10 protein-coding genes are annotated in these 12,113 nt (G+C 70.6%); 1 reads left to right on the top strand and 9 read right to left on the bottom strand.

Annotation, left to right across the window (positions count from 1 at the left end):
• Positions 1-64 precede the first annotated feature (64 nt).
• The 4 genes from OHS57_RS28500 to OHS57_RS28485 all read right to left on the bottom strand — a co-directional run bounded on the left by OHS57_RS28500 (position 65) and on the right by OHS57_RS28485 (position 4,710).
• Complete coding sequence (locus OHS57_RS28500) at positions 65-751, bottom strand: response regulator transcription factor (protein WP_328583730.1); 687 nt, start codon at positions 749-751, stop codon at positions 65-67.
• A complete protein-coding gene (locus OHS57_RS28495) occupies positions 748-1,920 on the bottom strand; it encodes a sensor histidine kinase (RefSeq protein WP_041983412.1) in 1,173 nt (390 codons plus the stop codon). The genes OHS57_RS28500 and OHS57_RS28495 overlap by 4 nt, the downstream gene beginning before the upstream one ends.
• On the bottom strand, positions 1,917-2,447 hold the full coding sequence (locus OHS57_RS28490; protein ID WP_041983414.1) for a DUF1453 family protein: 531 nt from the start codon (positions 2,445-2,447) through the stop codon (positions 1,917-1,919). The genes OHS57_RS28495 and OHS57_RS28490 overlap by 4 nt, the downstream gene beginning before the upstream one ends.
• Before the next feature lie 139 nt (positions 2,448-2,586).
• The gene (locus tag OHS57_RS28485; protein ID WP_041983415.1) at positions 2,587-4,710 is read right to left on the bottom strand and encodes a DNA gyrase/topoisomerase IV subunit B; all 2,124 of its coding nucleotides are present in this window, start codon (positions 4,708-4,710) and stop codon (positions 2,587-2,589) included.
• A 448-nt stretch (positions 4,711-5,158) separates the two neighbouring features.
• Between OHS57_RS28485 and OHS57_RS28480 the strand changes: the two genes are divergently transcribed.
• Complete coding sequence (locus OHS57_RS28480; protein WP_041983417.1) at positions 5,159-5,389, top strand: DUF7455 domain-containing protein; 231 nt, start codon at positions 5,159-5,161, stop codon at positions 5,387-5,389.
• Positions 5,390-5,519: 130 nt separating this feature from the next.
• On the opposite strand, the gene OHS57_RS28475 is transcribed toward OHS57_RS28480, so the two are convergent.
• From OHS57_RS28475 to OHS57_RS28455, 5 genes are all read right to left on the bottom strand, one after another.
• Complete coding sequence (locus OHS57_RS28475) at positions 5,520-6,368, bottom strand: serine protease (protein WP_328583729.1); 849 nt, start codon at positions 6,366-6,368, stop codon at positions 5,520-5,522.
• 145 nt (positions 6,369-6,513) lie between these two features.
• Entirely contained in the window at positions 6,514-8,058 is a 1,545-nt protein-coding gene (locus OHS57_RS28470) for an RNA polymerase sigma factor (RefSeq protein WP_041994930.1), read from the bottom strand.
• Between the two features lie 346 nt (positions 8,059-8,404).
• A complete protein-coding gene (locus OHS57_RS28465; protein WP_328583728.1) occupies positions 8,405-9,346 on the bottom strand; it encodes a FadR/GntR family transcriptional regulator in 942 nt (313 codons plus the stop codon).
• 116 nt (positions 9,347-9,462) lie between these two features.
• Positions 9,463-11,262, bottom strand: coding sequence for an ABC transporter ATP-binding protein (locus OHS57_RS28460; protein WP_328583727.1), 1,800 nt, complete (start codon positions 11,260-11,262; stop codon positions 9,463-9,465).
• Positions 11,263-11,318: 56 nt separating this feature from the next.
• Positions 11,319-12,083: an NUDIX hydrolase gene (locus OHS57_RS28455; RefSeq protein ID WP_041983427.1), complete on the bottom strand. Its 765-nt coding sequence runs from the start codon at positions 12,081-12,083 to the stop codon at positions 11,319-11,321.
• Positions 12,084-12,113: the final 30 nt, after the last annotated feature.

The following is a 12,113-nucleotide window of genomic DNA, read 5'->3' as shown; positions in this document are numbered from 1 at the left end:
GCCGCCTCCCAAGGATGGACAGAGTAGGAAGATCCCGGACTCTTTACCGCCCTACTTCACCCCATCAGGTGATGGTTTTCCCTGGTGGTTCGATGAGTCCCTGTTGATAGGCATATCGGACCGCCTGCGCGCGGTCGCGTACCCCGGTCTTCGCGAAGAGGTTGTTGATGTGCGTCTTCACCGTGGCGCCCCCGATGTGCAGCCGTCCGGCGATCTCCTTGTTGGACAGCCCGTCGGCGACCAGCGCCAGCACCTCGGCCTCGCGCACGGTCAGTCCGTCGGGCAGTTCCCTCGGCGCCGCCACGGTGGGCGGCGGCGGGGAGGTGACCCGGTCCAGGAGTCTGCGCTGGACGGCGGGCGCGAGCCCGGCCTGTCCCGCCATGACGTCGTCCACGGCCCTGACGATCTCGTCGCCGTCCGCGTCCTTGGTGAGATAGCCGCGCGCGCCGGCCTGCAGCGCGGCGAACAGCGAGTCGTCGTCGGCGTAGGTCGTCAGCACCACGACCTGGGTGCCCGGGTGGTCGGCGCGGATCCTGCGGGTGGCCTCGACACCGTCGCAGCGCGGCATGCGCAGGTCCATCAGGACGACGTCGGGGGCGAGTTCGGCGACGAGCGCGAGGGCTTCCTCACCGTCCCTCGCGGCGCCGACGACCTCGATGCCGGGCAGCAGTCCGAGCAGCATCACGATGCCCTCGCGGACCACGGCCTGGTCGTCGGCCACGATCACCCGGGCTGTCGCTCGCTCGGTCATGCCGGTACTCGCAGCCTCACGGTGTACCCCTTCCGGTCGCCCTCGGGACCGGCTTCGAGCGTGCCACCGATCAGTTCGGCGCGCTCCCGCATCCCCAGCAGACCGTACCCGGAGCCAGAGCCGTCGAGCCCGGCCGGGCCGCCGCCCTTGGCACCCGAGTCCCGCACGGCCAGGGTCACTTCGCCCTCGCCGTAGCTGAGCCGGATCCGCACCTCGGCGCCGGCCGCGTGCTTGCGTACGTTGGTCAGGGCCTCCTGGACGACCCGGCGCACGGTCTGCGACGCCTCGGCCGTCAACGGCCTCGGCACGCCGGCGACCTCGACGGAAGCGCCGTCCATGGCGGCCAGCTCACGGAGGTAGTCGCCCAGGGGCGCCATCTCGCCGCGCAGCGCGGAGAGCGCCTGCCGGGTCTCGGCGAGCCCTTCGCGCGCCATCGAGCGCGCGCCGACGACCCGCTCCAGGATCTGGTCGCGGAACGGGCCCGGCGGCTCCTGCTCGATCCGCAGCCGGGCCGCCTCCAGGTGCACGAGCTGCGCGGAGAGGCTGTGGGCGAGCACGTCGTGGATGTCACGGGCGATCCTGGCCCGCTCGGCGAGGGCGGCCGACTCGGCCTCGGCCGCGTGGGCGGCCCGCTCCTGGACCAGCAGTCTGCGGGCGTTGCCGCGCGCCTCGGCGTCCAGCCGCATGACGTACCCGCCCAGCAGCAGTCCCGCCGTGCTGATGGCGGTGGACAGCCAGGCGCCGTCGTTGAGCACCGCGAACCCGGCGAGCGCGAGCGCAGCCGCCGGCAGGGCCCCGGCCAGCGGCAGCCGGGCCATGGAGGTGACGGCGCAGCCGCACCACAGCACGATCGCGGCCACCCGGAAGCCGCTCTGCGAGGCGCCGATCGCGGCGCCCATCAGGATGATCAGCAGCCCGACCGAGGGCCAGAGCCGGTGGCGCAGGGTGGTGCGCTGGAACAGCCAGGCGCTGTATCCGACGGTGAGGAGCCCGCCCACCGCGGCGAGCGCCCCCCAGCTCGACACCTGGCGCTCGGTGAAGGACGACCAGAGCACGGCGGCGACGGCCGCGACCCGGACGAACCGGGTCATCCAGTGCCGTGGATACGTCGGCGTCTCCCGGGAGAGTGCTTCCCGGGAGGGCCAGTTCGTCCAGACCTCGAGCCTCACACACGGTCCTTCCACGCGGCGGCGCCTGTGCGGCCACCGTACGACGGGCCGTCGTACGCCGAGGATCCGGAGCCGGCGGCCCGCAGCGTCAGCAGTCCGCCGCGGACGAGCACCGAGGCGGCGAGCCCGAGCATCAGCGCTCCGCTGCCCTGGTGGACGCCGACCAGGGCGCCGATGCCCGTCAGTCCGAGCCGTACGGCGATGCCGAGGACCCAGACGGCCGCGGTGGCCTTGGTGCCCCTGGACCAGACAGAGCCGTCGTCCTCGGTCCAGATCCGGCTGGTCCAGGCCCAGCCCGCGCCCATCAGCAGACCGACGAGCAGTTCGACGGCGAGCAGCGCGACCGACATCCCGCGGTCGTCGGCGTCCAGCACGCCACCCGGTTGGCGCAACGCGAAGACGACGAGTACGACGGGGACGACCAGCCAGCGGTGCCCGCCGTCCCGCATCCGCTGCGGCTTGAACTGGCGGGCGAGGACGAGAACCACAGCGGCGGCGATCACGAGCGCCGTAACGAGCGATGACATGCGGGGCCTCCGGGGACGAAGTCATTTCCACTACGTCGAATCTACGGAGAAACCCCAGGTCAGGGATGGTCCCAGAGGTGGATCGGGGGTGGATCTCCGCTCTCCACCCGGGGGTGGAGAGCGGAGTACGCCGAACTGGTTACGCGTCGATGCGCGAGCGGTCCAGGGTCGCGGCCGAGCTGGTGATGAACTCCTTGCGCGGCGCGACCTCGTTGCCCATGAGCAGGTCGAAGATCCGCTCGGCGGAGTCGAGGTCCCCGATGTTGATGCGCCGCAGCGTGCGGTGGCGCGGGTCCATCGTGGTCTCCGCCAGCTGGTCGGCGTCCATCTCACCGAGGCCCTTGTAGCGCTGGATGGAGTCCTTGATCCGGGTCCCCTTGCGCTGGTACTCCAGCAGCTTCTGCCGCAGCTCGCCGTCCGAGTACGTGTACACGTACTTGTCCTGGCCCTTCTTGGGCTGGACCAGCTCGATCCGGTGCAGCGGCGGCACGGCGGCGAAGACCCGGCCGGACTCCACCATCGGACGCATGTACCGCTGGAAGAGCGTCAGCAGCAGGATCCGGATGTGCGCGCCGTCCACGTCGGCGTCGACGAGGAGCACGATCTTGCCGTAGCGCGCCGCGTCGATGTCGAAGGTCCGGCCGGACCCCGCTCCTATGACCTGGATGATCGCGCCGCACTCGGCGTTCTTCAGCATGTCGGAGACGGACGCCTTCTGGACGTTCAGGATCTTGCCGCGGATCGGCAGCAGCGCCTGGAACTCGCTGTTGCGGGCCAGCTTGGCCGTACCGAGCGCGGAGTCGCCCTCCACGATGAACAGCTCGCTGCGGTCGACGTCGTCACTGCGGCAGTCGGCGAGCTTGGCCGGCAGCGAGGAGGACTCCAGCGCCGTCTTCCTGCGCTGCGCCTCCTTGTGCTGGCGTGCGGCGATACGGGTACGGGCGGCGGCGACGGCCTTCTCCAGGATGGCCCGCGCCTGCGCCTTGGCGTCCCGCTTCGTCGAGGTCAGGAACTCCTTCAGCTCCTTGGCCACGACGTTCGCCACGATCCTGTTGGCGGCGGACGTACCCAGGATCTCCTTGGTCTGGCCCTCGAACTGCGGCTCCGCGAGCCGCACCGTGACCACGGCGGTCAGGCCTTCCAGGGCGTCGTCCTTGACGATGTCGTCCTCGGCGACGCGCAGCAGCTTGGCCGAGCGCAGCACCTCGTTGACCGTCCTGGTCAGGGAGCGCTCGAAACCGCTCACATGGGTGCCGCCCTTGGGGGTGGCGATGATGTTCACGAACGAGCGGACCGTCGTGTCGTACCCGGTCCCCCAGCGCAGCGCGACGTCGACGCCCAGCTCGCGGGTGACCTCGGTCGGGGTCATGTGCCCGCGCTCGTCGAGCACCGGCACGTTCTCCTTGAAGATGCCCTGTCCGGTCAGCCGCAGCACGTCGCTGACGGCCTTGTCCGGCGCCAGGTACTCGCAGAACTCGCTGATGCCGCCGTCGAAGCGGAACGTCTCCTCGACCGTGCCGTTGCCCTCGCTCTCGCCTGCCGCGCGCTCGTCCCTGACGACGATGGTCAGGCCGGGGACGAGGAAGGCGGTCTGGCGGGCGCGCTGGTGCAGATGCTCCAGGGAGAGCTTGGCGTCCTTGAGGAAGATCTGCCGGTCGGCCCAGTAGCGGATCCTGGTGCCGGTCCTGCCCTTCGGCACCCGCTTGCCCTTGAGCAGCCCGCTGGACGGGTCGAAGGGCGCGTCAGGACCCGGCTCGGTGAACATGCCGGGGACGCCCCTGCGGAAGCTGATGGAGTGCGTGACGCTGCGGTCCACCTCCACGTCCAGCCGGGCGGAGAGCGCGTTCACGACGGAGGCGCCCACGCCGTGCAGACCGCCGGATGCGGCGTACGAGCCGCCGCCGAACTTTCCGCCGGCGTGCAGCTTGGTCATCACGACCTCGATGCCGGAGAGGCCGGTCTTCGGCTCGATGTCGACCGGGATGCCCCGGCCGTTGTCCTTGACCTCGACCGAGCCGTCCTCGTGCAGGGTCACGTCGATGTGGTCGCAGTAGCCGCCCAGGGCCTCGTCGACCGAGTTGTCGATGATCTCCCAGAGGCAGTGCATGAGGCCGCGGCTGTCGGTGGACCCGATGTACATGCCGGGGCGCTTGCGGACCGCTTCGAGTCCCTCAAGGACGAGCAAATGCCGCGCGGTGTAGTTGGAGCCGTCACGCTCTGCTGTCAGCAGCGCTCTGGACGGCACGGACGTCTCGGCGGTCACGCGGTTCGCTCCTCGCTGAATTTGAGATGTGGCCTCGTGGGGTAAAGGCCCGGCGTCTTCCATCGGTCAGAGGGTACAGAGGCCTGGTAGAGCGGTTCTCACGCCACCCTCGCTCAAACCCATGCTAGTCCAGCCTCGTATAGGTGTTCGATCCCTCGTGGGAGTGAAGCACACATCACGTTCCCTTCCAGGCATGAACCATTTAGGCTCCGGGCACGTCCTCATCAACAACCGGCAAGCCAGCCGGTGAGGGCTACTCCCCGAAACGACCGAGACAACCACGCGAAAACCCGTAAAGCTAAGCAATACGGCTCATTCGCCGCCAACCGTCAGCAGTTCGGCCACTTCGGAAAAGAAGTTTCGAGGAAAAGCCGTGAGCGGGAACGTTTTCGGCCTGGTTGGATGTTGACCCTGGTACGACAGCTCGTCGAGCTAGAGAAGAGGCGACGTGACTACTGTTCTGACCCCCGCGAGCCCGCTGACGGCGGCTGACCGCTGCGACCGATGCGGCGCCCAGGCTTATCTGCGCGTCCTCCTGTCCAGCGGTGGTGAACTGCTCTTCTGTGCCCACCACGGGCGCAAGTTCGAGCCGGAACTCAAGAAGATCGCCGCGGAAATACAGGATGAGACCGACCGACTGACGGCCGTACAGGCCGGCGGCGGTGAAGAGGAACACTGACACCTCGCATCCACGACGAGCCAAGGGCCGGTCCCGGACCGGCCGACGGGTGGCCATCCCTGCACCGGCAGAGATGACCGCCCGTTCTCATGTCCGGATGCGCCAGGTGCCGGGGCCCGCAGCCCGGGGCTCAGCGCCTGGCGTGCGCCCGCAGGGCCCCGGCGACCGGCGCCAGGTCCGAGGTGATCCGGGCGTAGACGCCCGGGGCGTCCGCCCGGCCGCAGCCGCTGCCCCAGGAGACGAGCCCGATCAGCCGCCCCTGCGCGACCAGCGGTCCGCCGCTGTCGCCCTGGCACGCGTCGCGGCCCCCGGCCGGGTCACCGGCGCAGAGCATCGAGGAAGCCACGTAGCGGCCCCCTGAGCCCCCCGGATAGGCCCGCTCGCATGCGGAGTCCGCCAGGACCGTCACAGGGGCGGAGCGGAGCGCGTACGCGTAGTCACCCCGTCCGGTGGTGTCGCCCCAGCCGTAGACCACGGCGGCGGTGCCCGGCGCCGACGCCTTGTCGCCCGGGTCCGCGGGGCGGATCGCGTAGGACGCGGGCAGCGGCTTCGACAGCGTCAGGACGGCCATGTCGTTCTGGTTGCTGTCCGCGTCGTACGTGGGGTCGACCACGTAGCTCCGTACGGCGACCTCCTGGCCGCCGGTGCCGCGCAGCCGGTCGCGGCCCGCGATGATCCGCAGGTCGCCCACGTTGTCGGGGCCGGCCCCGAGCGCGTCGGCGCTCATGCAGTGTGCGGCCGTCAGTACCTTCGTCGGCGCCACCACCACGCCTCCGCAGAACTGACCGGCCCGGGTACCGCCGAAACGGTCACGGCTGGACAGGGCGACGACCCAGGGGCTGTCGGCGACCTTCGCGGGCGTGCCGCCCACGACCACGCCGTCCGCGGCGGCGGTCCCGCCCTGGGCGAGCGGCAGCACGGCCCCCGCCGCCAGCACGGTCAGCCCTCCTGTCAGCAGACGGGCAATAGTGCGACGCATATGAACTCCTGACTCTCCGTCGAGTGGTGATCCACTCAGGGTCATCAAACCGGGAGAGTCCCGCACCCGCGAAATGCGGGGGCACATACGAGAGCCCGGATCCTCGAAGGGATCCGGGCTCTCGTGACGTACGGCGCCGCCGCCTCTAGTCGAGGTAGTCGCGCAGCACCTGCGAACGCGACGGGTGCCGCAGCTTCGACATCGTCTTCGACTCGATCTGCCGGATGCGCTCACGCGTCACGCCGTAGACCTTGCCGATCTCGTCCAGTGTCTTGGGCTGGCCGTCGGTGAGACCGAAGCGCATCGACACCACACCCGCCTCGCGCTCGGACAGGGTGTCCAGCACCGAGTGCAGCTGCTCCTGGAGCAGGGTGAAGCTGACCGCGTCGGCCGGTACGACGGCTTCGGAGTCCTCGATGAGGTCGCCGAACTCGCTGTCGCCGTCCTCGCCCAGCGGGGTGTGCAGGGAGATCGGCTCACGGCCGTACTTCTGGACCTCGATGACCTTCTCGGGGGTCATGTCGAGTTCCTTGGCCAGCTCCTCGGGAGTGGGCTCGCGGCCCAGGTCCTGAAGCATCTGGCGCTGCACGCGCGCGAGCTTGTTGATGACCTCGACCATGTGCACCGGGATACGGATGGTGCGGGCCTGGTCGGCCATGGCGCGGGTGATCGCCTGCCGGATCCACCAGGTGGCGTACGTGGAGAACTTGTAGCCCTTGGTGTAGTCGAACTTCTCGACGGCGCGGATCAGACCCAGGTTGCCCTCCTGGATCAGGTCCAGGAAGAGCATGCCACGGCCGGTGTAGCGCTTGGCCAGCGAGACCACGAGTCGGAGGTTGGCCTCCAGCAGGTGGTTCTTGGCGCGGCGCCCGTCCTCGGCGATGATCTCCAGCTCGCGCTTGAGCTTGGGGGCGAGCTTGTCGGAGTTGGCGAGCTTGTCCTCGGCGAAGAGGCCGGCCTCGATGCGCTTGGCCAGCTCGACCTCCTGCTCCGCGTTGAGGAGCGGGACCTTGCCGATCTGCTTCAGGTAGTCCTTGACGGGGTCGGCGGTGGCGCCGGCGACGGCGACCTGCTGGGCAGGCGCGTCGTCCTCGTCGTCGTCGGAGAGTACGAAGCCCTTGTTCTCGCCTTCGCCCTCCTCCTCGTCGCCCTTGCCCGCCTGGACTTCCTCGGCCGGCTCGTCGCCGTCGGCCTCGTCGGCGTCCTTCTTGGTGGTGGTCTTCTTGGCCGTCGTCTTCTTGACGGCGGTCTTCTTGGCAGTCGCCTTCTTCGCCACGGTCTTCTTCGCCGCCGCCTTCTTCGCGGGAGCGGCGGCCTCGTCGGCCGGGGCTTCCACGATGTCGGCGGCGGGAGCGGCGGCTGCGGCGACTGTCGTCGTCGCTGTCGCCTTCGCCGCGACTGTCTTGGTGGCGGTGCGCTTGACCGGGCTCTTCGCTGCGACGCTCTTGCGGGTGCGCTTCGGCGACTCCGCGGCACTGACCATCAGCGTCACACCCTCTTCCTCGAGGATCTGGTTGAGGCTGCGCAGAACATTCTTCCACTGGGTTGGCGGAATCTGGTCAGCCTCGAAGGCCCGACGCACGTCATCGCCGGCGATCTGCCCATCAGCCTTTCCCCGCTCGATGAGCGCCATCACAGACTCGGACTCGGCGATCTCCGGCGGGAGCGTACGGGATGTGCTGGCCGACACGAACAACCTCTCGGAACGATGGAAACGGCTTCCGGCCCCGCCCTGGATCGGGCCGGAGCCGACGACCGCCGGCTGGGGATGTCACCGACGGCGCGGGCTTGGACCTCGGAGGTGAATACTCGGCGCCGCGGACGGCGGTCGCATTCCCTCTTCGGCTGTCACCTCTTAGGTCATCGCCCTGCCCCGAGGAGTGTTACGCCCAATCCACGTGGCCCGAGTCACACCTCATTGGCGACAAAACGGCCAGAAGGGGTTTTAAGCCCCCACGATCGTGTCGCCGGACGCGCGGCAGCGCCCGGCGACACTCGTCGCGTACATCCCCGTACGCCCTGGCCCGGGGCTGCGCTCAGTGCTCGCGAGGAGCCGGAACGACTCGCTCCACTTCAGGATGGACGGTCAGCAGCTGGCGCATCGCCGATTCGGCCGCGTTGGCGTCACCCGAGCCCAGCGCGTCGATGATCCGCGCGTGGTGCGCGAGCGAGGCGTCGGTGGGGCGGTCGCAGCCGCTGACCGGACCGCCGGAGACCTGGAGCGCGGCGCAGACGATGCCGGAAAGGTGCTCCAGCATGCGGTTGCCGGCGAGCTGGATCAGCAGGGAGTGATATTCGGCGTCGGCGCGGGCGAAGGTGACCGTGTCCGCCTGGGCGAGGGCATGGCCCATGATCTCCACCATGTCGACCAGCCGCTGCTGCACGTCCTCACGGCCGTGACCGGCGGCGAGCCGCGCGGCGAGGGGCTCGATCGTCCAGCGCAGCTCGCTCAGCTCACGGCGCTGGTCGTCACGCTGCGGTCCGAAGGCGCGCCATTCGATGATGTCGGGGTCCAGCAGATTCCAGTCGCTGACCGGGCGGACGCGGGTACCGACATTGGGGCGGGCGCTCACCAGGCCCTTGGCCTCAAGGACGCGCAGGGATTCCCGCACGACCGTGCGGGAGACCTCGAAGCGCTGGCCGATCTCCTCGGGCACCAGCGGCCGGTCGGCACCCAGGTCACCGGAAACGATCATCTGTCCGAGCTGCTGGACGAGTTGGCCGTGCAGACCGCGGCCGCGGCTGCCCGCGGAGCGGCGGCCCATCCGGCCCAGATCGTTCTCAGGCCCGTCCCAGACGGGCGGGGCGGCACGGTCGGCGCCGGGCGCCTCGGCAAAGGGGTAGCGGTCGAGTTCGCCCGGGCCGGGCAGGCCGGACTCGACGGAACGGGCGGCGGTCATCATGGTGTGCGCAAGGGTACTCACGCATCCTTTGTCGGCGCCGTTTCCACCGCCCTTGAGGTCTTTGGTGAAAAGCACACGAAAGGGTGATCGGCGCCCGCGCCTCGATTGACGCGTTCCGCATCCTTGGCGTAAAGAACCGCGCTTTCTCAGGGGAGTTGTGGCCAGTAGGGCATTTTTCTGTCACCAGGCGATCACCAACGGGCCCTGCGGCGAAGCCCGGTGAACAAGTACGCACAGAGCAGGGCACAGAGCGAGAGGGCGAGCGCGGCGGCCACCGGTTGGGCGATCAGCCGTGCGGTGGCCATCAGCCAGTGGTCGGCCTGGTGGGGCCACTGCAGCCAGGCGAGTTCACGCAGTCTGCTCGGGAGTCCGACGATCGAACGTGCTGACGGCCCCGCGAGCGCCTTGTTCAGCAGCGGAACGACCAGTACCGGTACGGCGATCACGGCGGTGACGCCGGCGGCGGTGACCCGGAAGACGCCGGCGCCGAGCAGTCCCGCCCAGGCACAGCCGACCGCGAGCCCGGCCCAACCCGCGCTCAGGGCGAGCCAGTTGTCGGGTACGGGCGTGGCTGCGGCGCCGTAGACGAGGCGCAGCGCGCCGCCGTCGGCCGCCACGGCGGCCGCGGCGAGCAGGACGGCCGCCGTGGCGGTGACGGCGAGTTTGGCGGCGAGCAGTCCGAGCCGGCGGGGGACGGTGCCGCGCGCGCCGGCGAGCGCGGGGTAGCGGAACTCGTCGCCGAACGAGAAGGCGCCGAGCAGCCCGGCGCCGAGCGCGGCGGGCGGCAGCGGCAGGATCCGGGGCCACGCGGCGAGCAGGCTGGGCAGCGGGGTGGCTCCGGTACGGGCCAGCGGTACGGCGAGCGCGACGGACGCGACGAGGACGGCGGCGGCGACGAGCGGCGCCGTCCGGACGCCGAGCATGCGGCGCAGCTCGTAGCGCAGGGGCCGCAGCGGACTGCGGACCGGGCGCGCGGGCAGCGGCGGTGCGACGGTCCGGGCGCCCTTCGCCTGCACGGGCAGGTCCACCAGCGTGTCACCGGGCTCGCGGGCCGGGGCGCCGGACGCCCGGGCGGGTGTCGGACCCGGCGCAGGGCCCGGCGCAGGACCTGGCGTCGGGCCGGTGTCGCCGATCTCGTCGGCGAGCTGGTGGACGAGGACGCCGTGCCGGAACGCCGTCTCGCCGATCTCCGGGCAGCTGCTGCCGTAGACGGTGAGTCTGCTGCCCGCGTCGGCGACCACCTCGACGGAGCGCCTTCCCGCCCTGGCCTCCCGGGTCAGTACGTCGGCGAGCCGTGCGGCGTGCGGAGTCCTGACGGCGACCCGGGGCCGCAGCCGGGTGGCGGCGAAGGCAGCGCCGTCCTGGTCGGCGACGAGTCGGCCGCCGTCGATGGTGACGACCCGGTCGGCGGCGCGGGCCGCTTCCTTGGGGTCGGCGGTCGTGTAGAGGACGGTGCCGCCGTGCGCGGCGTGCGCGCGCAGCAGGCCGTGCAGCCAGCCGGTCTCGCGGGGGGAGAGTCCTGCCGACGGCGCGTCGAGCAGGAGGGTGTGCGGATCGCCCAGCAGCGCGGAGGCGAGTCCGAGCCTGCGGTCCATGCCGACCGAGAGGTTGCCGAGCCGTTCGTCGCGCAGGGCGCCGAGCCCGACGACGTCGAGCAGTTCGTCGGCGCGGACGGCGGGCACCCCGGCAGCGGCGCACAGCATCCGCAGCTGACCTCTGGCGGTGCGCGCGGGGTGGCCCGGCACATCGCCGAGCAGCACCCCCACCTCGCGCGCCGGATGGGCGATGCGATGCAGTGGCCGGCCGCGGAAGTAGGCGACACCACGGCCGTGTTCGAGTTCGAGCATCAGCCGGAGCGCGGTGGTCTTGCCCGCGCCTGGCGCCCCGAGGAGCGCCGTGACACAGCCGGGCCGGGCTTCGAAGGTCAGGTCGTCCACGGCCGGCGGGAGGTCGCGACGGGGGTTGCTGGTCAGTCCGATGGCCTGGAGCACACCAGCAAGATAACGCTACATGTCCGACTTGCGGGGTAATGCTAACCGTGCGGGTGTCAGACCTCGGGCCGCAGCATCGGCGGATTGAGCACGGTCGCGCCGCCCGCCCTGAACAACTGGGCCGGCCTGCCGCCCTGACGGGTCGTCGTCCCGCCCGACGGTACGAGGAATCCCGGGGTGCCCGTCACCTTGCGGTGGAAGTTACGGGGATCGAGGGCCACGCCCCACACCGCCTCGTACACCCGGCGCAGCTCGCCGACGGTGAACTCGGCCGGGCAGAACGCGGTGGCGAGCGACGAGTACTCGATCTTGGACCTGGCCCGCTCCACCCCGTCCGACAGGATCCGCGCATGGTCGAAGGCCAGCTGCGCCGGCTGTTCACTCTCCCGGCTGAACCCGCCCTCCTGACTGAGCAGCACCTCGACCGGGGCCCATCTGGCGCTGTTGGCGTCACCACCCGCGCGCGGCGCGGGCAGGTCGGGCGACAGCGCCAGATGGGCCACGCTGACCACCCGCATCCGGGGGTCCCTGCCGGGGTCCCCGTAGGTGGCGAGCTGTTCCAGATGGGCCGCGTTCCCCTGACCGGCCGACTGCGCGTCCTGGGCGCCGAGGCCGGTCTCCTCGGCGAGTTCACGGGCTGCTGCGGCGGCCAGATCCTCATCCACCCTGACGAATCCGCCGGGCAGCGCCCAGCGGCCCTGGAACGGCGGCTCGCCACGCCGCACGGCAAGCGCGCAGAGCGCGTGACGGCGCACGGTGAGCACGACCAGGTCGACGGTGACGGCGAAAGGGGGGAAAGCCGACGGGTCGTAGGGAGACATGCCGCGATCATAGTCGTCTGCCTGACGATA

Origin of the sequence: Streptomyces sp. NBC_00370, assembly GCF_036084755.1 — a bacterium.
Lineage (GTDB): Bacteria > Actinomycetota > Actinomycetes > Streptomycetales > Streptomycetaceae > Streptomyces.
Note: the sequence above shows the minus strand (reverse complement) of the source record. Positions and strands in the feature narration are given on the sequence as shown.